The 24,757-nt window shown below is 65.5% G+C and carries 20 protein-coding genes and 2 riboswitches; of the genes, 6 read left to right on the top strand and 14 right to left on the bottom strand.

The genetic code is table 11. From position 1 onward, the window contains the following. Positions 1-11: 11 nt before the first annotated feature. Entirely contained in the window at positions 12-1,328 is a 1,317-nt protein-coding gene (locus ACEN9K_RS05230; protein ID WP_134165655.1) for a peptidoglycan bridge formation glycyltransferase FemA/FemB family protein, read from the bottom strand. Positions 1,329-1,460: 132 nt separating this feature from the next. Then, on the bottom strand, positions 1,461-2,594 hold the full coding sequence (locus ACEN9K_RS05225; RefSeq protein WP_056389176.1) for a lipid II:glycine glycyltransferase FemX: 1,134 nt from the start codon (positions 2,592-2,594) through the stop codon (positions 1,461-1,463). Positions 2,595-2,715: 121 nt separating this feature from the next. Here ACEN9K_RS05225 and ACEN9K_RS05220 point away from each other — a divergent pair, with 121 nt between their 5' ends. Further along, a complete protein-coding gene (locus ACEN9K_RS05220; protein WP_495635680.1) occupies positions 2,716-3,261 on the top strand; it encodes a TspO/MBR family protein in 546 nt (181 codons plus the stop codon). 46 nt (positions 3,262-3,307) lie between these two features. On the opposite strand, the gene ACEN9K_RS05215 is transcribed toward ACEN9K_RS05220, so the two are convergent. From ACEN9K_RS05215 to ACEN9K_RS05200, 4 genes are all read right to left on the bottom strand, one after another. Continuing rightward, positions 3,308-4,747, bottom strand: coding sequence for an L-serine ammonia-lyase (locus ACEN9K_RS05215; RefSeq protein ID WP_495635309.1), 1,440 nt, complete (start codon positions 4,745-4,747; stop codon positions 3,308-3,310). Between the two features lie 142 nt (positions 4,748-4,889). Continuing rightward, positions 4,890-6,038: a glycine cleavage system aminomethyltransferase GcvT gene (gcvT, locus tag ACEN9K_RS05210; protein ID WP_495635308.1), complete on the bottom strand. Its 1,149-nt coding sequence runs from the start codon at positions 6,036-6,038 to the stop codon at positions 4,890-4,892. A gap of 11 nt (positions 6,039-6,049) precedes the next feature. Beyond that, on the bottom strand, positions 6,050-8,908 hold the full coding sequence (gcvP, locus tag ACEN9K_RS05205; protein ID WP_495635307.1) for an aminomethyl-transferring glycine dehydrogenase: 2,859 nt from the start codon (positions 8,906-8,908) through the stop codon (positions 6,050-6,052). Between the two features lie 53 nt (positions 8,909-8,961). Then, positions 8,962-9,069, bottom strand: a riboswitch (glycine riboswitch). 26 nt (positions 9,070-9,095) lie between these two features. Further along, positions 9,096-9,193: riboswitch (glycine riboswitch) on the bottom strand. 93 nt (positions 9,194-9,286) lie between these two features. Further along, positions 9,287-9,823 carry a TetR/AcrR family transcriptional regulator gene (locus tag ACEN9K_RS05200; protein WP_142068613.1) on the bottom strand — a complete coding sequence of 179 codons (537 nt, stop codon included), beginning with the start codon at positions 9,821-9,823 and terminating at the stop codon, positions 9,287-9,289. Between the two features lie 85 nt (positions 9,824-9,908). Between ACEN9K_RS05200 and ACEN9K_RS05195 the strand changes: the two genes are divergently transcribed. Continuing rightward, positions 9,909-11,468, top strand: coding sequence for an MFS transporter (locus tag ACEN9K_RS05195; protein ID WP_495635306.1), 1,560 nt, complete (start codon positions 9,909-9,911; stop codon positions 11,466-11,468). An 81-nt stretch (positions 11,469-11,549) separates the two neighbouring features. Here ACEN9K_RS05195 and ACEN9K_RS05190 read toward each other — a convergent pair whose 3' ends face one another. Continuing rightward, positions 11,550-12,029: a Dps family protein gene (locus tag ACEN9K_RS05190; protein WP_495635305.1), complete on the bottom strand. Its 480-nt coding sequence runs from the start codon at positions 12,027-12,029 to the stop codon at positions 11,550-11,552. Positions 12,030-12,250: 221 nt separating this feature from the next. On the opposite strand from ACEN9K_RS05190, the gene ACEN9K_RS05185 reads away from it, so the two are divergent. After that, positions 12,251-13,807 carry an APC family permease gene (locus ACEN9K_RS05185; protein WP_495635304.1) on the top strand — a complete coding sequence of 519 codons (1,557 nt, stop codon included), beginning with the start codon at positions 12,251-12,253 and terminating at the stop codon, positions 13,805-13,807. Positions 13,808-13,886: 79 nt separating this feature from the next. Here the strand turns inward: ACEN9K_RS05185 and ACEN9K_RS05180 are convergent, their stop codons facing one another. The 7 genes from ACEN9K_RS05180 to araB form a co-directional block, all read right to left on the bottom strand. Then, positions 13,887-14,432, bottom strand: coding sequence for an AMIN-like domain-containing (lipo)protein (locus ACEN9K_RS05180; RefSeq protein WP_018772032.1), 546 nt, complete (start codon positions 14,430-14,432; stop codon positions 13,887-13,889). A gap of 159 nt (positions 14,433-14,591) precedes the next feature. After that, complete coding sequence (locus ACEN9K_RS05175) at positions 14,592-14,894, bottom strand: DUF4193 domain-containing protein (protein WP_026266196.1); 303 nt, start codon at positions 14,892-14,894, stop codon at positions 14,592-14,594. Between the two features lie 92 nt (positions 14,895-14,986). Then, complete coding sequence (locus ACEN9K_RS05170) at positions 14,987-15,190, bottom strand: hypothetical protein (RefSeq protein ID WP_018772034.1); 204 nt, start codon at positions 15,188-15,190, stop codon at positions 14,987-14,989. 107 nt (positions 15,191-15,297) lie between these two features. Next, the gene (locus ACEN9K_RS05165; RefSeq protein WP_018772035.1) at positions 15,298-16,311 is read right to left on the bottom strand and encodes a LacI family DNA-binding transcriptional regulator; all 1,014 of its coding nucleotides are present in this window, start codon (positions 16,309-16,311) and stop codon (positions 15,298-15,300) included. A gap of 48 nt (positions 16,312-16,359) precedes the next feature. Further along, a complete protein-coding gene (gene araA / locus ACEN9K_RS05160) occupies positions 16,360-17,880 on the bottom strand; it encodes an L-arabinose isomerase (RefSeq protein WP_488315066.1) in 1,521 nt (506 codons plus the stop codon). A gap of 56 nt (positions 17,881-17,936) precedes the next feature. Then, positions 17,937-18,653: an L-ribulose-5-phosphate 4-epimerase gene (locus ACEN9K_RS05155; protein ID WP_018772037.1), complete on the bottom strand. Its 717-nt coding sequence runs from the start codon at positions 18,651-18,653 to the stop codon at positions 17,937-17,939. Next, positions 18,650-20,404, bottom strand: a complete 1,755-nt coding sequence (araB, locus tag ACEN9K_RS05150) for a ribulokinase (RefSeq protein WP_495635303.1) — start codon at positions 20,402-20,404, stop codon at positions 18,650-18,652. Before araB ends, ACEN9K_RS05155 begins: the two co-directional genes overlap by 4 nt. Positions 20,405-20,670: 266 nt before the next feature. On the opposite strand from araB, the gene chvE reads away from it, so the two are divergent. From chvE to mmsB, 3 genes are all read left to right on the top strand, one after another. After that, complete coding sequence (chvE, locus tag ACEN9K_RS05145; RefSeq protein ID WP_142068633.1) at positions 20,671-21,798, top strand: multiple monosaccharide ABC transporter substrate-binding protein; 1,128 nt, start codon at positions 20,671-20,673, stop codon at positions 21,796-21,798. A gap of 106 nt (positions 21,799-21,904) precedes the next feature. Further along, positions 21,905-23,434, top strand: coding sequence for a multiple monosaccharide ABC transporter ATP-binding protein (mmsA, locus tag ACEN9K_RS05140; RefSeq protein ID WP_495635302.1), 1,530 nt, complete (start codon positions 21,905-21,907; stop codon positions 23,432-23,434). Positions 23,435-23,438: 4 nt separating this feature from the next. Further along, entirely contained in the window at positions 23,439-24,713 is a 1,275-nt protein-coding gene (mmsB, locus tag ACEN9K_RS05135) for a multiple monosaccharide ABC transporter permease (protein WP_018772041.1), read from the top strand. Positions 24,714-24,757: the final 44 nt, after the last annotated feature.

Genomic DNA, 24,757 nt, shown 5'->3' with positions numbered 1-24,757 from the left:
TTTATGGACGGTCAGGCTGCACGCTTCAGCGGCAACTTGCCCAGCAGCGTGCGGGCGGCGGCCGCAGCGGACCTGGCGAGCCTGTTGGCATGGAAGACGGCGGGCCGCACCGGCACGACGAAGTCTCCCACCAGCTGGACCACTTCGCCGCCAAAGCCCTTCTTGAATTCGTAGCCGCCGTGGCCTTCCTCGTCCTGGCCGGAGATGCCGAAGGTGCCGTAGAAGTTGTACCGCGGGTATCCCTTCTCGAGGGCATGCAGCATCATTCCCCAGTACAGGGAGGTTGCGCCGTTGAAGTAGATGTAGTCCTGGACGGTGCCGCCGATGACGCACACCACCTCATCGCCGTAGCAAACGAAGTGGATGGCTGCCACGGTGGCCGTCCCCACGGAGTCGGGGAACCTTTCGATGTCCTTCAGGCTCCGCTCGTAGCTGTCCACCAGGTCCTGTACCACTTTGAGCCGGTTGGCCTTCTTTTTGCTGCCGGTCTCCTCCACCTCACGGCGGAGATCTGCTGCGGTGGCTGACTCCGTTGCCAGGCGCTCAGTGATGGATTTCCGGTAGGCCGGGATGTCGATCTTCGCCATCATCAGCTTGGTGAATTCCGGGGTGGTGGTCCGGAGCAGGTGTTCGTAGTAGGCGCGTTCGCGGTAGACGAATCCTTTTTCGTCACCGGCCCGGCTCAGGGCCCCGTAGAAGTCGTCCAGGGTGTCCAGGGTGGCCTGTTCCAGGAAGACGCCGTTCTTTTCCGCTTTGCGGATGGCTTTGCGCGTCCGGTAGCTGGTGCTCATGATCAGTTCTTCGGCGTCCTGGATGCCCACCAGGTTCTTGATGAACATCCAGTTGACGTTGACGAAGTTCATGTCCAGGCCCTGGTGCTCGAACCCCAGCCGTTCCAGGTCGGCCACCAGGGGCCGGTTGTCCTCGACGTCGGGGTGCTCGGCGCCGTCGGCGTCCCGGGCGATGTACCTGACGTTCGGCGAGATCCGCAGTTCAGCGGCTTTGCGGCCTGCCGCGTGCTTGCGGAGAAGCTCGACGACGGCGCCCACCAGGTTCCGGTCCGTGTAGTCCATAAGGGGGCCCTTGGCGCATTCACAGACGGTGTAGCCGAGGCGGTTTGTGGTGTAGTTGAGCTTTCCTGCCGCCACGAGTTCCCCGTTGCGCCGGACCCCGAAGAGTTCCACCTGCTGGCCGCGTGCTCGCTGGAAACGGGCAAAATCAATGGACTGCAGGAAACTGTTCTGCGGGTGCTTCAGGGCGAAGGCCTCAAAGTCGGCGTCGCTGAGGTTGGCGTATTCAAGCCCGGTAGCGGCGGAAACTGGATTCAAGGGGTGACCTTCTTCTGGACTCTTCGCGGCCTGGTGGGCGCGCGATGGGCGGGCGGTGTTCGGGGCGGCCGGCACGCGGGCGTGCTGGTCCGGCGGGGGTCGCGGGAGCTTTGCGGGTCTGGCGGCTGCAGGTCAGTAGAACTGCTGGCCGGTCCGTGCGGTTTCAATCCGGCGGAAGATCTTTTCGCCGCCTTTGACCCAAAGCCGGTGCCGCAGCGGGGACAGGACGTAGTCGTGGCAGCCCACGAAGTCGGTCACTGTCTTGGTGAAGCTGGTCTTGAACATGCCCATTCCGTAAAGGTTGTGGGTCTTGTCCTTGATGCGCGCAGCTGGAGGCGTGCCGCAGAAGTCGTACTCGGTGCAGCCGAGTTCCTGCATCCGGCGGATGGCCGCCCACTGGACCAGGTGCGAGTCACCGTACTGTTTGCGGTTCTGGGTGGAACCGCCGTCCTTGTAGGTTGCCTTGGCACCGTAGTTGATGACGAATGCGCCCACGCTGGGCTTTCCGTCCTCGTAGGTGAAGAAGAAGTTGCCCTGGCCGCGGTTGCTGAACTCATCCCAGAACTGTGCGTAGTAATCGTAGCTGCGCAGGGGCATGGATCCCTTGGCGCTGACGGTGTTGACCATCAGGTCGTACAGGGCGCGGTAGGTTTCAGGTCCGGGTTCCTGCCGGACCACCTGGCAGCCTTCGCGTTCGGCACGCCGGATGGCATTGCGGGCGCGCGAGGAGATGGCTTTGAATACTGCCTCTTCGGAGCCGGAGATATCCAGCAGGGCGGTGGAGTCGTTGGACTGGATATTGGGCGCTTTCACCAGGTTGGCCGCGCGCAGTTCCTTCTGCACCTCGTCGGAGTCGATAATGTCCGGTTCCACTTTGATGGTGAAGACATTCAGCTTCCTGCCGCGGACAAACGCGGCAACGGATTCAAGGACGGGGCCGAGGTCCGCTGCATCGGCCAGGTCGGGGCCCTTGATCAGATACCACAACCGTCCCAGGACGGGGAAGCTCTTCTCCAGCACCAGGTTGTAGCTGGAGTTTCCGGGGCTTTCCAGCACCAGGAACCGGACTTTCCAGCCGCTTCCGTTCTTGACCGATGCATAGGCGGCGGACTGCAGCATATTGCCGCCGTTCGGATTGGCCGTGACGTGCTTGTCCCAGTTTTCAATTTCCTCGGCGGTGGCAAAACGTGCGGTGAATTGTCGCAAGGGGGCCTTGTCCAATCGGGTCTGTGCGCGGTTTCGGTAGTTCTGGGTGCGTGCGGACATGCAGCCTCAAGTCTAAAGCCTGATGTGCTTCCGGCTTTTCGCCGCCTTGCAGGGCATGCGGGCCAGCGGGGTTCAGGATGCCCGCTTGACGCCGCTGTTGGCGGTCAACAAGGGTGTAGGCATGAGGCCGGATGGGGAAGAGACTACAGCCCGCACGGGGAGCGACGGACAGCCATACAGCGCCGGGGTGCAGGTGGCCGCGCTTATCGGATTCCTGGTGGCGTCACTGTTGGTGGCGGCGCTGGGCGGCCTGGCCTCGGCGGCCAATGTCTCCGGCTGGTACGCCACCGCAGACAAGGCGCCCTGGTCCCCGCCCAACGGCGTGTTTGGTCCCGTCTGGACCGTCCTCTATGCGGCAATGGCTGTCGCAGCGTGGCTGGTCTGGCGCCGGCGGACCAGCAGGACACGTCCGGCAATGGCCGCCTACGCCGTCCAGCTGGTCCTCAATCTTGCCTGGACCCCCGCGTTTTTCGCCCTTTACCCCGCCCTTGGCACGCCGGCCCTGTGGCTGGGGCTGGCCATCATCCTTGCCCTGATCGCCGCCGTCGCAGTAACCGTTGCGTATTTTGGTCCCATTAGCCGCACGGCCGGGCTGCTCCTGCTGCCCTACGTGTCATGGCTGGTGTTTGCGGCCAGCCTGAACTGGTGGGCCGCGGCGCATAACTAAGCGATGGTCTCCGCGTGGCCTGTGGCGTCGCGTTGCCAGGTGGGGATCAGCATTCGACGACGTTGACGGCGAGGCCGCCCATGGCGGTTTCCTTGTATTTTGAGGACATGTCCTTGCCGGTTTCGCGCATGGTGATGATGACTTCGTCCAGGGACACGCGGTGGGTGCCGTCGCCCCAGAGCGCCATTTTCGCGGCGTTGATCGCTTTCGCGGCCGCGATCGCGTTCCGTTCGATGCAGGGGACCTGGACCAGCCCGCCGATCGGGTCACAGGTCAGGCCCAGGTTGTGTTCCATCGCGATTTCCGCGGCGTTCTCCACCTGCGCCGGGGTCCCGCCCATGACCTCGGCCAGGCCCGCGGCCGCCATCGAGGACGCCGACCCCACCTCGCCCTGGCAGCCGACCTCGGCCCCGGAGATCGAGGCCTGTTCCTTGTACAGCACCCCCACCGCGCCCGCGGCCAGCAGGAACCGCACCACCACAGCGTCCCGGTCCTCCTCGGTGGCTTTGTCCATGCCCGGGGCGAAATGCAGGGCGTAGAACAGCACCGCGGGGATGATCCCTGCCGCCCCGTTCGTCGGGGCGGTGACCACCCGCCCGCCGGAGGCGTTCTCCTCATTCACCGCCAACGCCACCAAATTAACCCACTCCTGCCAATACCTGGCATCGAACGGGCCCGCGTCCCACGCCGCATCCGTCTCCTCGACCGGGCCGCCCGCGGATTCCTTCTTCAACCGGTCGTACCAGTCAGGGGCGCGGCGGCGGACCTTCAACCCGCCCGGCAGCACCCCTTCCCGCCTCAACGAGGCGGCCACGCAGCCCTCCATCACCGACCAGATCTGCAGCAACCCCGCCCGGATCGCCTCCTCGTCCCGGGAGACTTTTTCGTTCACGAGCATCACGCCAGCGATGCCCAACCCGGTCACCGCGCAGTGCCCCAGCAGCTCCGCCGCGGTCCGGAACGGCAGCGGCAGCTCCTGTTTGGACGCGTCCAGTTCCTGCTGCGCCGCGTCCTCCTCGCCCTCCCGGACGATGAACCCGCCACCCACCGAGAAAAACGTCGCCGCATGCAGCACCTCCCCGGCCGCATCAGTGACCGTGAACGTCATCCCGTTCGTGTGCCGCGGCAACACCGTCAACGGCCGCAGCACCATATCCTTCACCCCGTACGGCAAGGCCACCGAACCGGCCAGGTTCAGCACCCCGGTCCCCGCGATCGACGCCAGCCGCTCCTCCACCTCGGCGGGCAGGATCAACTCCGGATGGAACCCCTCCAACCCCAACAAAACGGCGGTCATCGTCCCATGCCCATGACCCGTCGCCGCCAACGACCCATACAAATCCACCCGCAACCCCGCCACATCACCCAGGACACCCAGGCCCTTGAGCTCCTCAGCGAACACCGCAGCAGCCCGCATCGGCCCCACAGTATGAGACGACGAAGGCCCAATCCCGATCGAAAACAGGTCAAAGACACCAACAGCCATAACGGGGTATTTCCTAACTAAATCTGGTTCGGTTGCCGCTCAACCCACTCCCTGTACGTCCTGTCAGCCTCGACACACCGGTCCATGCGCACCAGGGGCCGGCAGAGCCGGACCCGAAGCCGGCCACGGTGCGGTACAGGGCTTACTTTTGGCGTTTGTAGAACGGGAGGTCGACGACTTCGAATGGCTCCGCCTTGCCACGGAGGTCCACGTCGAGGGCGGTGCCGGGTGCCGAGTATTCGACGTCGACGTAGGCCATGGCGATGGGGTAGCCGAGGGTGGGCGACGGCTGGCCGGAGGTGACTTCGCCAACCGTGGCGCCGTCCTTGAGGACGGGGTAGTGCGCGCGTCCGGCGCGGCGGCCCTGGCCTTTGAGCCCCACGAGGCGGCGGCCGGAGGTGCTGCCGGCTCCGGCTTCCTTTTTGGCGGCCAGGGCGGCTTTGCCGACGAAGTCGCCTTCCTTGGAGAGCGCGACGACGGGGCCGAGGCCGGCGGCGAACGGGTCGCCCTGCAGCGACAGTTCGTTGCCGTACAGGGGCATTCCCGCTTCGAGGCGCAGGGAGTCACGGGAGGCGAGGCCTGCCGGGGTCAGTTCCCTGTCGTCGGCGACGGCGATCAGTGACTGCCACAGCGCGGGGGCATCGTCGTTGCCCACGAAGATTTCGAACCCGTCCTCACCCGTGTACCCGGTGCGCGCAAGCAGGAGTTCCTTTCCGGCGCCGCCTACCAGGAGCGGCACGCTGACGGCGGCGTAGTACCTCAGCTCAGTGACCAGTGCGTGCTGCGCGGCCGGGACCAGGCGCAGCAGGAGTTCCTGGGCCTTGGGGCCCTGGACGGCGATCAGCGACGTGCGGGCTGAGGCATCCTCCACTACAACATCGAACCCGGCGGCCCGTTCCTGCAGGGCAGCGGCCACCACGGTGGCATTGCCCGCGTTGGGGACCACCAGGAAGACGTCGGTGCCGTCCTGCGCGGCAGGGCGTCGGTAGGTGATGAGGTCGTCGATGATACCGCCGTCCTCATTGCAGATCAGCGAGTATTTTGCCTTGCCCACGGCCATGGCGGAGATGTTTCCCACCAGGGCGTAGTCCAGGAAGGCGGCGGCGCCGGGGCCGGTCACCCAGACCTCGCCCATGTGGGAGAGGTCGAACAGGCCGGCCGCCCGGCGCACGGCATGGTGTTCAGCAAGCTCCGAGCTGTACTTCAGCGGCATCTGCCACCCGCCGAAGTCCGTGAAGGAAGCTCCAAGCTTCTTGTGCTCGTCGTAAAGAGCGGTGTATTTCTCGGTCATGGCGCCGGTCCTTAGTTTTCGAAGTCTTCCAGCGGCGGGCAGGAGCAGATGAGGTTCCTGTCACCTGCGGCGCCGTCGATGCGTCCCACGGGCGGGAAGTACTTGTCCTGCTTGTGGTGGGCAGGGAACGCCGCCTGCTCCCGCGGGTAGGCGCGGTCCCAGTCAGAGCTGACGACGGCGGCCGCCGTGTGGGGTGCGCGGCGCAGGGGTGAATCCGCTACAGCAAAGTCGCCGTTGGCCACCTGGTCGATTTCCTTGCGGATGCTGATCATGGCCTCGATGAAGCGGTCGATCTCGGCCAGGTCCTCTGACTCGGTGGGCTCCACCATCAGCGTACCCGCGACAGGGAACGAAAGGGTGGGGGCGTGGAAACCGAAGTCTATCAGCCGCTTGGCCACGTCCTCGGCGGTGACTCCCGTCTTCGCCGTGAGTTCGCGCAGGTCCAGGATGCACTCGTGCGCCACCAGCCCGCCTTCACCGGTGTAGAGGACCGGGAAGTATTCGTTCAGGCGGGACGCGACGTAGTTGGCCGCCAGCAGCGCGGACTTGGTGGCCTCGGTCAGGCCCTGCCCGCCCATCAGCTTCACGTACGCCCACGAAATCGGCAGCACGCCGGCCGAACCGAACCGGGACGCCGAGATCGCCACACCGTGCCCGGCTTCGTGCGCCGCCTTGTTCGCGTCGCCCGGCATGAACGGTGCCAGGTGCGCCTTGGCGGCAACGGGCCCGACGCCGGGTCCCCCGCCGCCGTGCGGGATGCAGAAGGTCTTGTGCAGGTTCAGGTGGGACACGTCCCCGCCGAACTGGCCCGGCTGGGCCAGCCCCACGAGGGCGTTCAGGTTGGCGCCGTCGATGTAGACCTGTCCCCCGGCAGCATGCACGGAATCGCAGACTTCACGGACGTCCCCGTCATACACCCCATGCGTGGACGGGTAGGTGATCATGATGCAGGACAGGACATCCTTGTGGGCCTCGATCTTGGCCGTGAGGTCATCGTGGTCGATGGTGCCGTCAGAAGCTGTGGCCACGACGACGACCTTCATCCCGGCGAGCACGGCGGACGCGGCATTGGTGCCGTGGGCTGATGCCGGAATCAGGCAGACGTTGCGCTGCTGGTCGCCGCGGGAGTGGTGGTAACCGCGGATCGCCAGCAGGCCCGCCAGCTCACCCTGGGAGCCGGCGTTGGGCTGGATGGACACCTGGTCGTAGCCGGTGATCGTGGTCAGGTCCGCCTCAAGGTCGGCAATGAGTTCACGCCAGCCTTCGGTCTGGGAGTCAGGGGCGAACGGGTGGATGGAGGCGAACTCGGGCCAGGAAATGGCCTCCATCTCCGCGGTGGCGTTCAGCTTCATGGTGCACGAGCCCAGCGGGATCATGGTGCGATCCAGCGCCAGGTCCCGGTCCGAGAGCTTGCGGATGTAACGCAGCAGCTGGGTTTCAGACCGGTGCGTGTTGAAGACCGGGTGCTGCAGGTAGTCGGAGGAACGCTCGACGGCGGCCTCCAGCCCAAAGCCCTGGCCCTCGCCCTGGACCTCGGCAACCGTGGCGCCAAAGACGTCGGCAACCTGGGCGACGATGGCCGCCGTCGTGGTTTCATCGAGGGCGATGCCTACGGTGTCGGCGTCGACGCTGCGCAGGTTGATGCCCCGCGCCTCGGCGTCGGCGATGATGCCAGCAGCCCGTCCGGGGACCCGGACCGTAAGGGTGTCGAAGAAGCTCGTGTGCAGCACCTCGACGCCGGCGGCCGCAAGCGAGGCCGCCAGGCTACGGGCGTGGCGGTGCGCCGTTTGGGCAATCGCCTTCAGTCCGTCGGGGCCGTGGTAAACGGCGTACATGGACGCAACGATGGCCAGCAGCGCCTGGGCGGTGCAGATGTTGGACGTGGCCTTCTCGCGGCGGATGTGCTGCTCGCGGGTCTGCAGGGCCAACCGGTAGGCAGGCGTGCCGGCGTCGTCCTTTGACACCCCAACCAGGCGGCCAGGCAAGGAACGCTCCAGGCCTTTGCGGACAGCCATGTAGGCGGCATGGGGGCCGCCGAAGAACAGCGGCACGCCAAAACGCTGGGCTGAGCCGACGGCAATGTCCGCGCCCTGCTCGCCCGGAGGGGTGATCAGTGTCAGGGCCAGCAGGTCCGCAGCGACCGTGACCAGCGCGCCCCGGTCCTTCGCTGCAGAGATCACCGCGGACTGGTCCCACACGCGGCCGGAAGCGCCGGGCTGCTGCAGCACGATCCCGTTGATGTCGCCCTCGGGCAGGCCCTTGGACAGGTCGGCGACCTCCACCTCGAAGCCGAGCGCCTCCGCACGCCCCAGCACGATGGCGATGGTCTGCGGCAGCACGTCGATGTCCAGGACGGTCTTGCCGTCTGCCGCGGGCTTGGTCTTGTTGGCGCGGCGCATCAGCAGCACGGCCTCGGCCACGGCCGTTGCTTCATCCAGCAGCGAAGCGTTGGCGATGGGCAGGCCCACAAGGTCCTGCACCATGGTCTGGAAGTTCAGCAGCGCCTCAAGCCGGCCCTGGGAAATCTCCGGCTGGTAGGGCGTGTAGGCGGTGTACCAGGCCGGGGATTCCAGGATGTTGCGGCGGATCACCGGTGGAGTCACGGTGTCGTAGTAGCCCTGGCCGATCAGCTGCACCGCCGTCTTGTTCTTGGCGGCAAGCTTCCGCAGTTCCGTGAGGACTTCAACCTCACTGAGGGCGTCCTGCAGGCGAAGGGCGGTGTCCTGGCGGATGACCTTGGGAACCGCGGTGTCCACAAGGGAATCGACCGAGTCGTAGCCTACGGCTTTGAGCATGGTGTCGACGTCGGCCTGGCGGCGCGCGCCGATATGGCGGTCTACGAAAGTGGTGGAGGCTGGGGTAACCGACACGAAGGAACTCCATTTACTCAGGCGGCGAAGGGTACGCCACAGCTATTCGGGTTCCTCCCCGCTCTGTATTGGACCTGAGAGTTTCCGCGTTCCCTGCCTGGGCAGGACCCGCTTGCACCGTCGGTGAGCACAACAGTCCCTACCTCTCCAAAAGAGAATAAGACTGCCTGCTGCTTTCCAGAGGTGCCTCGCCGCGGCGGTACGGGGGCCTGCGAGATTCCTGGGGAGGATTTGCTCCTACGGCGCCTGCCTGTACTTCCGGCAGAACTCTCCCGCCGCAGATCAAAGGCTATTCATTTGTTGGATCATGAAGGCCGGTGACAGCCCTCACAACTTTCTATTGTCCTACGCGGCAACCCCTCCCGGCAAATGACGGAGCTACCTGCGGAGCCGTTCCAGCGCGGCCAGGAGTTCCTCCACGTCAGCGGCCGCTCCCCCAGCCGGCGCAGGGGCCACGGACAGCATGGCGTTGAAGTACAGGCCGTCCCCCATATAGAGGACTGCCTTGGCCAGCCCAGGTCCCACATCCGCAGCAATTTCGTCCAGCCAGCGCTGCTGGATGGCCGCGAAGCGGCGCCGCGTCTCCTCGTGGGCCACCTCTGCAAGCCGGGTGGCGGCCACGATGGCACGGTCCAAAGGGGTATCCGCCCAGACCGAGGAACGGATGAAGTAGGCCGCGGCGCCTTCAGCTGCCGACGCCATGGCATCGGCATCCTCGCTCGCCAGGCCCTCCAGGCGGTCAAGCAACACGGCAATCAGGGCTTCCTTGTTGGGAAAGTGGTAGAGGAGGCCGCCTTTGGATACGCCGGCCTTGCGAGCCACGGCATCGAGGGTGGCCGCCCGCTCACCCACTTCAATCAGCAGGGACTCGAAGGCGTCAAGGACCGCGTCACGGGCAACAGGCTTTCGGGGCATGCCCTCCATCATGCCCTCCCCCGTGCAGGAATGAGGAAAACCATCGCATTCTTAAACTATACCGTCCGGACGGTATAGTTATCTCATGACCACTTCCATCGAGAGTTCGGCAACCGGGCAGGCAAGCAGCACTTCCGTGCGTCCTCCGTGGCGCGACTGGCTGGCGCTGGGGCTCCTGATGTTTCCCGTGCTGCTGGTGGCGGTGGACAACACCGCACTGACGTTCGCGCTGCCGGCCATCGCCCGGGCCCTGGAACCCACGGGCGTGCAGCTGCTGTGGATCGTTGACGCCTACCCCCTGGTGCTGGCCGGGCTGCTGGTATCAATGGGAAGCCTCGGCGACCGGATTGGGCGGCGGAGGCTGCTCATCCTTGGCAGCATCGGCTTTGCCGCGCTGTCCGTTGCGACGGCTTTTGCACCCGCGCCGGAATGGCTCATCGCCGGCCGCGCCGCCCTGGGATTCTTCGGCGCCATGCTGATGCCGTCCACCTTGTCGCTGATCCGCAACATTTTCCCCGAGCCCAATCGCCGCAGGCTGGCCGTCGCCATCTGGGCCGCCGGATTCTCCGGCGGCGCGGCCCTGGGTCCGATCTTCGGCGGCTGGCTGGTGGAGCACTTCTGGTGGGGTGCCGTCTTCCTGGTGGCGGTCCCCCTCATGCTCCCCCTGCTGGCGTTTGGACCGGCCCTCATCCCGGAATCGAAGGATCCGGCACCCGGCAAGGTGGACATCCCCAGCATCCTGCTCTCCATGCTGGTCATGGTGCCCGTTGTCTACGGGATCAAGGCAGTTGCCACCGAAGGTCCAGGGGCGGCAGGTCTGGGCGCCATCGCCTTCGGCCTGGCCACGGGGGCGGTGTTCGTGCAGCGGCAGCAGCGGCTGGCGCACCCCCTGCTGGACATGTCCCTGTTCCGGAACAGGGTGTTCAGCATGGCCATCAGCGCCAACATCCTTGCCCTGTTCTCCTTCAACGGCTTCATCCTGTTCCTCGCCCAGCACCTCCAACTCCTCGAGGGAATGACGCCGTCCGCAGCCGGCGTTGCCATGATCCCGGCACTGGCCGCCACGGTGGTGGCCGGCCTGGTGGTGGTGCCGCTGGTCCGCAAGGTCCGCCCGGGATACGTGGTGGCAGCGGGGTTGGCGTTCAGTGCCACCGGCTACACCATGGTGGCATTCGGGAACCACGACGGCGGCCCCTCGCTGCTGCTGGCAGCCCTGCTGGTCCTTGCACTGGGCGTGGGTACGGCCGAAACCATCTCCAACGACCTCATCCTCGGGTCCGCGCCGCCGGAGAAGTCAGGCGCTGCCGCGGCAATCTCCGAGACCGGCTACGAGGTGGGGTCGCTGCTGGGCACGGCGGTACTGGGCTCCATCCTGACGGCGTCCTACCAGCAGAACCTGCGGTTGCCCGCAGGCCTTGACGGCATGCTGCCCGGCTCCTCCCTGCACAGCGCGAGGGAAACACTTGCCGGCGCAGTGGAAGCAGCAAACCTGCTGCCCGCTTCCCTGTCGGACACCGTCCGGGACGCTGCGGCGTCAGCGTTCGATTCCGGCGTGCACATCACTGCGGCAATTGGGCTGGTACTGATGGCGACGGCGGCAGTCCTCGCCGCCGTCGTGCTGCGGAAGGTGCCGAAAGCGGCCTGACCAAGCGAAACAAAAAGGGCGCCTGGTACCGGATCAATTCCGATACCAGGCGCCCAAAGGGTCCAGGCGGGTGGCTGCCGGCTACTTGGAGTCGGCGACTGTGACCTTGGCGGTCGGCTTCATGTTTTCAGCCTGTACCATCCAGGCAAATTGCTCCAGCCGGGCAATGAACTCGTGCAGGAGGTCCGCGGAGGTGGGATCCTCCTCGTCCACCTCGTCATGGACTTTGCGCATGGTGCCCACGGCGGCTTCCATGGCGGCAACGATCCGCTCGATGGCATCCGTAGTGCTGATCAGCCCTTCAGGGAACTGGGCCAGGCTGGTGGTTTCGGCAACGGTGGAGCTGCGGCCGTCCGGGAGTGCATGCAGGGCGCGCATCCGTTCGGCCGTGTCGTCGGCGAACTGGCGGGCAGCGTCGACGATCTCATCAAGCTGCAGGTGCAGGTCGCGGAAGTTGGTGCCCACGATGTTCCAGTGCGCCTGCTTGCCCTGGACGTGCAGTTCGATCAGGTCGGCCAGGACAGCCTGCAGATTGTTGGTCAGTGTCGGTGAAGCTTTCATGCGTCCTCCTCAAGTGGTCCAATACGGCCGACGCTACCAGCCGAGCACCTAGCGGCGGCAGGGCTTTCGCCAATTTCTCAGTGAGCTTACTAATTTGGAAAGGAAGTCATAAACGAATGTGATTCATATTGCGTCTTGCATCACAGGTCCGGCACCCCCATACTAAATGAACGCCATTCATATAGTGACCTCCGTCTCACAGCCTTCCAGAAAGTGGTGCCATGACAGAGACAATCCGCACCAGTACGGCCAAACCCGGTCCGCACGCCCACGCCCCGTCCGCGGACGGCGTCAGCGCCAAAGGCCTCAAGGGCGGGCAGCTCGGGCTCCTCGCCGTCGTCGTCCTGGGCATTTCAACCATCGCCCCCGCCTACACCCTCACCAGCGCACTCGGACCCACCGTCAATGAAGCCGGACTCCAGTTGCCAGTCATCTTCCTGATCGGGTTCATCCCCATGATCCTGGTCTCGCTCGCCTACCGGGAGCTCAATGCCGACTCCCCGGACAGCGGCACAACCTTCACCTGGGTGACCAAAGCCTTCGGCCCCTGGGTCGGCTGGATGGGCGGCTGGGGCCTGCTGGCCGCCAACATCATCGTGCTGTCCAACCTGGCCGGCGTCGCCGTCGACTTCTTCTACCTCTTCCTGTCCCAGCTCACCGGCTCACCGGAACTGGCAGACCTGGCCGGCAACAAAGCGTTGAACGTCCTGACCTGCTTCGTGTTCGTGGCGCTGGCTGTTTGGGTCAGCTACCGCGGGCTGCACACCACCAAGGTGGTGCAGTACGGCCTGGTGGGCTTCCAGCTTCTGGTGCTGGGCCTGTTCGTCGCCATGGCCTTCGCCAACTGGTCCACGTCCGAAACGGCCATCCCGTTCAGCTGGGACTGGTTCGACGTCACGAAGATCGAGACTTTCGGCCAGATTGCCGCCGGCATCTCGCTGTCGATCTTCGTGTACTGGGGCTGGGATGTGTGCCTAACGGTCAACGAGGAAACAGCGAACGGCCAGAAGACGGCCGGACTGGCCGGCACCCTGACCGCCGTCATCGTCCTGGCTATCTACCTCCTGGTCAGCATCGCCACCATGATGTTCGCCGGCGTCGGGGACACCGGCAACGGCCTGAACAACGCCGACAACCAAGAGAACATCTTCACGGCCCTGGCCTCCCCCATCATGGGCCCCTTCGCCATCCTGATGTCCCTCGCCGTGCTGTCCAGTTCCGCGGCCTCCCTCCAGTCCACGTTCATGTCGCCGTCCCGAAGCCTGCTGGCCATGGCGCACTACGGCGCCCTGCCTGAACCGTTCAGCCGGATCAGCAGGAAGTTCGCGACGCCGGGCTACGCCACCATCGCCGCCGGCATCCTGTCCGCCGGGTTCTACGCGGTGATGCACGTGGTCAGCGAAAACGTCCTGAATGACACCATCCTGGCCCTGGGTCTGATGATCTGCTTCTACTACGGCCTCACCGCGCTGGCCTGCACCTGGTACTTCCGCCACAGCCTGTTCAACAGCACCCGCCACTTCCTGCTGCGGCTGGTATGCCCGGTGGTGGGCGGCGTGGGCCTGTTCGTGGCGTTCGTCCAGACCGCCGTGGACAGCCTGGCGCCGGAGTTCGGCAGTGGTTCCGAGGTCTTCGGCGTGGGCCTGGTGTTCATCCTGGGCATCGGCATCCTGGCCCTGGGCGCCGTCGTCATGCTGGTCATGTCCCGCACGCACCCCGGCTTCTTCCGCGGCGAAACCCTCAAGCGGGACACCCCCGCGCTGGTAGTGCCGGAATAGATCGCTGAAGGCCGCCACAACGCTGCCTGAACGAAAAAGGTGCCGTGCCCCCATCAGGGGCACGGCACCTTTTTCGTTTTCACCAGTAGTGCGCCACGTCGATCACCAGGCGCGAGCCCGGGCCGGGACCGGCCAGGGTGAAGACCCGGAACGGCAGGCGGGCCCGGACGCCCAGACCGAGGCTTGTGTACCCCTCGAAGCTTCCGGCAGAAACCACCTGGCGGAACGTCTGGTAGCCGGCCACGTTGCTGAGTTCAGCCTTGTCCGCCGGGTTGTAGGTGGGGTTGCCGTTCTGGTCGTAGGACGGCGCCTTGATGCTGATATGCAGGCGCGCGCCGCCCCGTACCGGGATGAAGGCCCCGGAGCCTTCCTGCTCAATCCGCGGCACATACTGCACCGTGTAGGACACGGCGGGCCCGTTGAGGTCCACCACCAGCCGGTCGAAGCAGTAGTGCTGCCCGGTCCGGACATTGGTGACCGATGCGGTCCCCGTATCCTGCCCGGTCTTCGCAAGGGAGCCCCATGTGAGGCCGCAGTAGGGCGCCGCCGAGGCGGGCGCCTGGACCACGATTCCCAGCCCGGAAGCCAACAGGATTGCCGCGAGCCAGGTGAGGAACTTCTTCATAGCAGTGCCATCCACGACTAAAGACCATTGGATGCTTCCAGCGTAGGAGTGTCCGGACCGGGAAACGAGGGGGCATTTTGATAACGACGGCGTCCGGGGACAAAGCAGCGCCGGCCACCTCGAGGAGGTGGCCGGCGCCGGCAAAAATCAGGAAGACACTCAGCCTTCGCAGTCGCGGCAGTACTTCAGGCCGTCCTTTTCACGGGCAACCTGGGAGCGGTGCCGGACCAGGAAGCACGACGAGCAGGTGAACTCATCGGACTGCTCGGGAACCACAATGACGGTCAGTTCCTCATTGGACAGATCGGCGCCGGGCAGGTCGATGCCTTCAGCGGTGTCGTTCTCGTCGACATCGATAACCGCGGTCTGCGCGTTGCCGCCCCGTGACGCCTGGAGGGCCTCGAGAGAGTCGGCCGGCGACTCTTCTTCCTGCTTGCGTGGAGCATCGTAATCGGTAGCCATAGCGTGTTCACTTTCGTTGCTGCGCAGCGCCATTTCAGGCACCTCAGTGCAGCAGTTTAGGGCATTATCGCGCTACCGGCGCAATAGTGTGGCTAAGCAGACATTCTGCCGCTTCCGCCCGCTGTTCCTGCATGCCCGGACCGGGCCTGGTCGGCACCGAGGGACACTCCGCTCAAGGCCGGAAGCCAGCCCCACCGGGTGGCGTCGGCCATGGCGCCGGCGGCACTGGACTCGGATTCGTAGGTGAAGGTGTCCAGCAGCCAGTCGCGGAGCCGGATGAGCAGGGTAGCCGTCATGCACTGAAAACTACGCAGCGATTGTTGTGGCCACGTTTCGCGCCGGTCTCCCCCGGATTAAATCAGCTGCCGGCAGGATCTCCGGCCGGATTCGGCAGGCGGGTTCTTCAGGCGGGCGGTGCCGTGCTGCTGCGCAGGACGAGTTCCGGCTCCACGACAAGTGTCCGGGGTCCTTCCGCGCCGCTGAACGCCGTCAACATCATCTGCATGCACCGCCGGCCCAGTTCCTCGAAGTCCTGCCGGACCACCGTCAGCGGCGGACTGAAATAGCCGGCCTCGGGCTGGTCGTCGAAGCCCACCACGGACACGTCCTGCGGCACTTTGATGCCGGCCTCGGTCAGGGCGCGCAGGACTCCCAGGGCCATCTGGTCGTTGCCCACGAAGAGGGCGGTGGCCCGGCGGGTGGCCGCGATCCGCCGGCCGATGGCGTAGCCGCTGCCGGCGCTCCAGTCACCTTCGATGATCAGGTCCGCCTCGAGTCCTGCGGAGGCAAGGGTGGACCGCCAGCCGTCGGCACGCGCCACGGCATCGATCCAGTCCTGCGGGCCCGCGACGTGCCCGATCCTGACGTGCCCCTGCCCAATGAGGTGCCGCACGGCGAGTTCGGCCCCGCGGCGCTGGTCCACCCTGACGCCGCCAACAGTGTCATTCCCCTCGGGTCCAACGGCCACCACCGGGACCCCGATGGGAAGTTCCGCCAGGGCGGCCAGCGTCTCAAGGTGCGGAACGATCACCACGATGCCGTCCACCGACTGGTCCAGGAAGTGCCTGACGGCGTCCAGGATCGCGTCCCGGCTGACCTCCCGCAACGCGGCGACGCTGACGAAATATCCGGCGTCCCTCGCAGCGCGTTCCACGCCCAGCAATGTATTGGCAGGACCGTACTGGGAGAGCTCGCTGCCCAGGACCCCTATGGTCTGCGAGCGCCGGGTGACCAGGCTCCGGGCTGCGGTGTTGCGGCGGTAGCCGAGCCGGGCTATCACCGCTTCCACTTTTTCCCGCGTCCCCGGGCTCACGTTGGGGTGGTTGTTGACCACCCGTGACACGGTCTGGTGTGAGACCCCGGCCAGCTCCGCCACGTCCTCAAGCCTCGGCAGCCGGCGTGGTTTGCCGTGCGTCACGGGGTTGTTGTCCGTGGCGGGCGCCGGGAGCTCAGCCGTGCCATTGGATCAGATCCCGCCTGCCAGCTTGTAGTAGGCGGCGTTCCAGTTCAGGTCCTTCTTGAACTGCCGGATGGTGGTGTCGTGGTCAATGGTCAGCAGTTCGGTTTTGGCGATCTCGGCGAAGTCTTCGAACACGTCCATGCCCACCTGGGTGGAGAGCACGGTGTGGTGGGCAGCGCCGGCCGTGAGCCAGGCTGCTGCGGAGGTTGCGAAGTCCGGCTTGGGCTCCCACAGGGCGCGGGCCACGGGCAGGTTTGGCAGCGGCTGGTCCAGGGGAACGACGTCGACGGCGTTGGCTACCAGGCGGAAACGGTCCCGCATGTCGGACAGGGCGACGACGACGCCCGGGGAGGCATCGGCGTCGAACACCAGGCGGACCGGGTCCTCCTTGCCGCCGATGCCCAGCGGGTGGATTTCCAGGCGCGGCTTCGACGCCGTGAGGGAGGGGCAAACTTCCAGCATGTGGGCGCCCAGGATCTTCTCGGACCCGGGCTCCAGGTGGTACGTGTAGTCCTCCATCAGGGAGGCACCGCCGGGCAGGCCGGCACCCATCACCTTCGCGGCGCGCACCAGGATGGCGGTCTTCCAGTCGCCTTCGGCGCCAAAGCCGAAGCCGGCGGCCATGAGCCGCTGGACCGCAAGGCCGGGAAGCTGCCGCAGGGCGCCCAGGTCCTCGAAGGAGGTGGTGAACGCGGCGGAGCCGTTGCCCTCCAGGAAGCTGCGCAGGCCCAGCTCGATCCGGGCGCCGTACCGCAGCGATTCATGCCTGGCCGCGCCTGCGCGGAGCTCCGGCACCACGTCGTAAAGGTCCGCATATTCCGCCACCAGCGCGTCGACGTCGGCCTCCGCCGCGCCGTGCACGGCGTCCGCGAGCTCGTTGACGGACCAGGTGTTCACGGCGACGCCGAAGCGCAGCTCCGCCTCGGTCTTGTCGCCTTCGGTGACGGCGACGTTGCGCATGTTGTCCCCGAAGCGTGTCAGCTTAAGGGTGCGGACGGCGGCCCAGCCGGCGGCGGCGCGCTGCCAGGAGCCCACCTGGCGTGCCACCTCGGGGTTGGAGACATGCCCGACGACGGTCTTCCGGGCGATGCCCAGGCGGGACTGGATGTACCCGAACTCGCGGTCGCCGTGCGCGGCCTGGTTCAGGTTCATGAAGTCGAAGTCGATGTCCGCCCACGGCAGGTCCCGGTTGGCCTGGGTGTGCAGGTGCAGCAGGGGCTTACGCAGCAGGTCCAGGCCCTGGATCCACATCTTGGCCGGGCTGAACGTGTGCATCCAGGCGGTCACACCGATCACCGAATCATCGGCGTTCGCCTCCAGGGCGGTGCGCCGGATGGCATCCGAATCGGTGAGGACCGGCTTCCAGACGATCTTGACCGGGACGGCGGAATTGGCGTTGAGCTGGTTGGCGATCTCCTGCGACTGGGCGGCCACCTGCTTGAGGACCTCCTCCCCGTACAGGTGCTGGCTGCCGGTGAGGAACCAGACCTCGTAGCCGTCGAGGGAGGTGCTTGCTGCGGTGCTCATGGATTCTCCTGGGAAGTTGTGTAATGACGGCGCCGTGGATTACTGGCCTGTGTTGTTTATTGGCCGTAGACGTTCTGGTAGCGGGCATAGAGGGAGTCGATGGAGCCCTGGTCGATGGGCAGCGGTTCGCCCAGCTGGCGGGAGATGTGGACGGTGCGGGCCACTTCCTCGCACATCACGGCGGCCTTCACCGCGGAGCGGGCGTCCTTGCCGATGGTGAAGGGGCCGTGGTTCTGCATCAGGACCGCCGGTGAATTGGAGTTCTTCAGCGTCTCCACGATCCCGTGGCCGATCGAGTCGTCCCCGATCAGCGCGAATGGGCCCACCGGGATGGAGCCGCCGAACTCATCGCCCATCATGGTCAGCACGCACGGAATGGCCTCCCCCCGGGCAGCCCAGGCAGTGGCGTAGGTGGAGTGGGTATGCACCACGCCCCCCACCTCCGGCATGTGCCGGTACACATAGGCGTGCGCTGCGGTGTCCGACGACGGCGACAGCGGCGGGTTGCCCCAGTCCACGGTCCCGCCGCCACCGACGTTGGTGCCCCTGACGGGCATGCCGTGCAGGTCCGTCACGATCATCTGTTCCGGGGTCAGGTCCTGGTAGGCGACCCCGGAGGGCTTGATAACCATGAGGTCGGTGCCCGGGACCCGGGCGGAAACGTTGCCTGCGGTCCACACCACCAGTTCGTAGCGGGTCAGCTCGGCATGCAGCGCACACACTTCCTCACGGACCCGGGCGATGGTTTCTAGGATCCCGGTGTCGGTGCTCATGCGGAGACCCCCACGGCAGGTTCGGCGGCGGAGCCGGGCAGGCTGGCCCGGGCGGCTTTGCGCTGGATGGCCTTGAGCCGGTGCATCACGTCATTGCCGCCGCGGCCGAAGTAGTCGTGCAGTGCCTTGTATTCCTGGAACAGTTCCTCGTACGCGGCAACGTTTTCCGGGATCGGCGTGTAGACCTCGCCGGGTTCGGCGCCCATGGCGGCGGCGGCTTCCCGGATGTCCGCGTATTCACCCGCGGCCACGGCGGCGTGGATGGCCGATCCCAGGGCCGGGCCCTGCTCCGAGCCGATGGTGGACAGCTGCAGGCCGGTGGCGTCCGCGTAGATCTGCATCAGCAGCCTGTTCTTGAGCAGGCCGCCGGCCACGATGAATTCCCTGACCGGAACCCCGGCGTCGCGGAAGGCGTCCACGATGGTGCGGGTTCCGAAGGCCGTGGCTTCCAGCAGGGCACGGTAGGTGTCCTCGGGCCGGGTGGCAAGGGTCTGGCCCACCACGATGCCGGACAGCTCGTGGTCCACCAGCACCGAGCGGTTGCCCGAGTGCCAGTCGAGCGCGATCAGGCCGTGCTCCCCGATGGCCTGCCGCGACGCCAGTCCGGTGAGGTACTCGTGGATTCCCAGCCCCGCGTCCCTGGCAGCCTCATGGTATTCGGGCGGGACGCCGTACCTGGTGAACCAGCCGAAGATGTCCCCCACACCGGACTGACCGGCCTCGTAGCCCCACAGGCCGGGCACGATGCCGCCGTCCACTGCCCCGCACATTCCCGGCACTTCACGCAGTTCGCTGCCGTTCATCACATGGCAGGTGGAGGTGCCCATGATAGCCACCAGCTGGCCGGATTCCACGGCCTTGGCAGCAGGGGCAGTGACGTGGGCGTCAACGTTTCCCACGGCCACGGCGATGCCCTCCGGCAGCCCGGTCCAGGCTGCAGCCTCCGCCGTCAGGGTCCCTGCGGCGTCCCCCAGCCGCCCGATCGTGTGCTCCAGCTTGGAACTGACAAAGTCCTTGAAGTCCGGATTCAGGGCGGCCAGGAAATCCTCCGAGGGGTACCGCCCGTCCTGGTAGATGCCCTTGTAGCCGGCGGTGCAGGCGTTGCGGACGTAGCGGCCGCACAGCTGCCAGACGATCCAGTCGGCCGCCTCCACCCAGTGGTCCATTTCGGCGTAGGCCTCCGGGTCCTCTTCCAGCAGCTGCAGGCCTTTGGCGAATTCCCACTCGGACGAGATCAGGCCGCCGTAGCGGGGAAGCCAGTCCTCGCCCCGTTCGGCCGCCAGCCGGTTGATCCGGTCGGCCTGCCCCTGGGCGGCGTGGTGGCGCCAGAGCTTCACGTAGGCATGCGGGCGGTTGGCATAGCCCGGCAATTCGTTCAGCGGCGTGCCATCGGCCTTCACGGGCACCATGGTGCAGGCGGTGAAGTCGGTGGCAATGCCGACGACGGCGGCCGGGTCGATCCCCGCGTCAGCCACCGCGGCAGGAACGGCGGTGCGCAGGACGTCCCGGTAGTCGTTGGGCACCTGAAGCGCCCATTCGCCGGGAAGCCGCGTGCCGTCGTCGCCCGCCACGTCACCGGGCAGGGAGCCGGCCACCACCGCATGGGGATATTCATGGACGGCGCTCCCAAGCTCCTTGCCGTCGCGGACCCGCACCACCACGGCGCGGCCGGACAGGGTCCCGAAGTCCACGCCGACCACGCAGTGGTCGTGGCGGGGGTCGGAGCTTGAAGTAAACAGCGCATCTGGCATGGGGTTGCCTCCATCCGGGAGGCAAGCGGCCTCATTACCGGTTTTGTAGGGTCAGGGTCGAGCTAAGTGCTGCAGCAAGTGTGAACGCTAACAAAGAAGAAGTCAATGACATCGAAAGATTTCGGAGTTTCCGGGAGAAGGCTCTTGTTAGCGTTCACAAATCAGTCTATATTGAACCGACACATCAACCATGTGGCCAGGACCGGGAGCACCGTTGCTTCCCGGCCCAACAACACTTCGCGGCAATGCTGCCGCGGAAGGAGATTATGGTGAGAATCAAAAAACTCATGGGCGCGGTGGCCCTTGTCCTCGCCCTGACCGTGGGAGCCACCGGTTGCGGCTCCCGTGGCGGAACCAGCGAATCCAGCGGCGCAGCGAAGCCCAGCGACTCGCTGGTTGGCATCTCGATGCCAACCCAGACATCTGAACGGTGGATCGCCGACGGCGCCAATGTTGAGAAGTCCCTGAAAGACCTCGGCTACAAGACGGACCTCCAGTTCGCCAACGACGACATCCCCACGCAGGTCTCGCAGATCGAAAACATGCTGACCAAGGGCGCCAAGGCCCTGATCATCGCTGCCATCGACGGCACCACCCTGACCGACGTCCTGGCCAAGGCCAAGGAGCAGAACGTCAAGGTCATCGCCTACGACCGCCTTATCAACGGCACTCCGAACGTGGACTACTACACCACGTTCGACAACTACACCGTGGGCGTCCAGCAGGCCACCTCGCTGCTGACCGGCCTGGGCCTGGTCGACGCGAGCGGCAAGAAGGTGGACGGCAAGGGCCCCTTCAACATCGAACTTTTCGCCGGAAGCCCGGACGACAACAACGCCAACTTCTTCTGGACCGGCGCCATGGACACCCTCAAGCCCTACATGGATGCCGGCACCCTGAAGGTCCCCAGCGGCCAGACCAAGTTTGAGCAGGCCGCCATCCTTCGCTGGCAGGCACCCGTGGCGCAGAAGCGCATGGAGGACATCATCACCTCCGCCTACAGCTCGGGCACCAAGCTGAACGGCGTCCTTTCCCCGTACGACGGCCTGTCCATCGGCATCATCTCCGCCCTCACCAGCACCGGCGGCTACGCCAAGGGAAGCCTTCCGGTGGTCACCGGCCAGGACGCCGAAAAGGGCTCCGTGAAGTCCATCGTCGCGGGCGAGCAGTACTCCACCATCTTTAAGGACACCCGCCAGCTCGGCGCACAGGCCGTCAAGATGGTCGACGCCGTCCTCAAGGGCCAGGAACCTGAAACCAACGACACCAAGACCTACAACAACAAGGTCAAGGTTGTTCCGGCCTTCCTGCTGAAGTCCGTGATCATCACCAAGGACAACTACAAGAAGGAACTGATCGACTCGGGTTACTACACCGACGCCGACGTCAAGTAGTCAGCGTCCGGGGGCTGTGGCCGGACCTCCATCCGGCCGCAGCCCCGCCCGCAACCTCCTGCAGCAGCAGGACGGCCAAGCTTCGACCAGTCAGTGGGAATTGACGATGAACACACCCATTCTTCAAATGCGAGGAATCACCAAGACCTTCCCCGGCGTGAAAGCGCTGCAGGACGTCACCCTCGATGTGAACCGTGGAGAGGTCCACGCCATCTGCGGCGAAAACGGCGCCGGCAAATCAACGCTCATGAAAGTGTTGTCCGGCGTCTATCCACACAACGGCTTCGAAGGGGAAATCCTCTTCGAAAACGAACCCTGCAACTTCTCCAGCATCTCGGACAGCGAGAAGCGGGGCATCGTGATCATCCACCAGGAATTGGCGCTGAGCCCGTACCTCTCCATCGCGGAGAACATCTACCTTGGCAATGAACAAGCCACCAACGGATGGGTGGACTGGCGCAAGACCAACCTGGAGGCGGCAAAGCTGCTGGCCCGCGTGGGCCTCGACGAAAACCCCGTCACCCCCGTCCAGCACATCAGCGTGGGCAAGCAGCAACTCGTGGAGATCGCCAAGGCGCTGTCCAAGGAAGTGAAGCTGCTCATCCTGGACGAGCCCACGGCCGCCCTCAACGACGAGGATTCCGGCCACCTGCTGGACCTGATCCTCCATCTGAAGGGCCAGGGGGTAACCAGCATCATCATCAGCCACAAACTCAATGAAATCCGCAAGGTGGCCGACGCCGTCACCATCATCCGGGACGGCAAAACCATTGAGACCCTCCGGCTCGATGAAGGCCAGATCACCCAGGAACGCATCATCCGCGGCATGGTGGGCCGCGACCTGGAGAGCCTGTACCCGGACCGCGAGCCGAACATCGGTGAGGAAGTCCTGCGGATCGAGGACTGGTCCGTCCGGCATCCCCAGGACCACAGCCGCATGGTGGTCCGCAACGCCAACCTGCATGTCAGGAAGGGCGAGGTGGTGGGACTTGCCGGGCTGATGGGCGCCGGGCGCACCGAACTCGCCATGAGCGTCTTCGGCCGAACCTACGGCACCGCAATGTCCGGCAAGGTCTATAAGTACGGCGAGGAAATCAACACCTCCACCGTCTCCGACGCCATCCGCCACGGCATCGCCTACGCCACCGAGGACCGCAAGCACTACGGCCTGAACCTCATCGAGGACATCAAGCGCAACATCTCCCTTGCAGCGCTGCGCAAGCTCGCCAAACGCGGCTTCGTGGACAAGAACCAGGAGACCGTGGTGGCCAACGGCTACCGGAAGAGCATGAACATCAAAGCGCCCTCGGTGGCCGCCATCACCGGCAAGCTCTCCGGCGGCAACCAGCAGAAGGTGGTGCTCAGCAAATGGATGTTCTCCGACCCGGACGTGCTCATCCTCGATGAACCCACCCGCGGGATCGACGTCGGGGCAAAATTCGAGATCTACACGATCATCGCCAAACTGGCGGCCGAAGGAAAAGCCGTGATCGTCATTTCCTCGGAACTTCCCGAACTCCTGGGCATCTGCGACCGCATCTACACCCTCGCCGCCGGCCACATCACCGGCGAAGTCCCCATCGCCGAGGCCACCCAGGAAACCCTGATGCACTACATGACCAAAGAGAAGGAATAGCGAAATGTCCGCCTTACGAGAATCGCTCGGATTCCTCACCAGCCGCCTCCGCCAGGTTGGCATCTTCGTTGCCCTGATCCTGATCGTCCTGCTGTTCCAGGGGCTGACCGGCGGGATCCTGCTGGAACCGCAGAACGTCACCAACCTGGTGGTCCAGAACAGCTACATCCTCATCCTGGCCATCGGCATGGTGATGGTGATCATCGCCGGGCACATTGATCTTTCCGTCGGATCCGTTGCCGGGTTCATCGGCGCGGTGGCCGGCGTCATGATCGTGCACTGGGGCTGGCCGTGGTGGGCCGCAATCCCTGCCTGCCTGGTGGTGGGTGCCCTTGTGGGCGCCTGGCAGGGCTACTGGATCGCCTATGTGGGGATCCCGGCCTTCATCGTCACGCTGGCGGGCATGCTGATCTTCCGCGGACTCACGCTCATCACCCTCAAGAACCAGCAGATCACCCCCTTCCCCGCCGAACTGCGGGCCCTGGGCGGCGGCTTCCTTCCGGACATCTCCGGCGGCACCTCCGTCCTGGAATGGCTCACCGTCATCCTGGGTGTCGGCGCTACGGTGGCGCTGCTGATCCAGGCCCTCAAGGAGCGCAGGATCCGCAGGAAGTTCGATCTCGAAAGCGAACCCCTGGTCTGGTTCGTCATCAAAACCGCCTTCACGGCGCTGCTCATGCTCATCATCACCTTCCTGCTGGCCTCCTACCGCGGCACGCCGATCGTCCTGGTGGTCCTGGCGGTCCTGGTGATCGCCTACACCGCCCTGATGAGCAACAGCGTCTTCGGGCGGCACACGTACGCCATCGGCGGCAACCTCCACGCCGCTGAACTGTCAGGCATCAAGACCAAGGCCGTCACGTTCCGGCTCTTCGTGAACATGGGCGTGCTCGCCGCACTGGCAGGCCTGGTCTTCACCGCGCGGCTCAACTCGGCGCAGCCCGCCGGTGGAACAGGCTTCGAACTGGACTCCATCGCCGCGGCCTTCATCGGCGGCGCCGCCGTTACCGGTGGCATCGGAACAGTCGCGGGAGCCATGATCGGTGGCCTGATCATGGGCGTGCTCAACAACGGCATGTCTATCCTGGGCCTGGGCACCGATTACCAGCAGCTCATCAAGGGCCTGGTACTCCTTGTCGCCGTCGGCTTCGATATCTTCAACAAGAACCGCAGCGGCGGCGGTGGTGACCTCGGCAAGCGGTTCAAGCTGAAGACTACGCCCCCGCCCGCCGAGGAAAAGCCAACGCCGGCAGCCAGCGAAACCGTGGGCGTCAAGTAGCGGCTACCGCGGCCGCGGCGCTGCTCCGTGCAGACCCGGGCCTT

This window comes from Pseudarthrobacter sp. Pseusp20, assembly GCF_059492155.1.
Note: the sequence above shows the minus strand (reverse complement) of the source record. Positions and strands in the feature narration are given on the sequence as shown.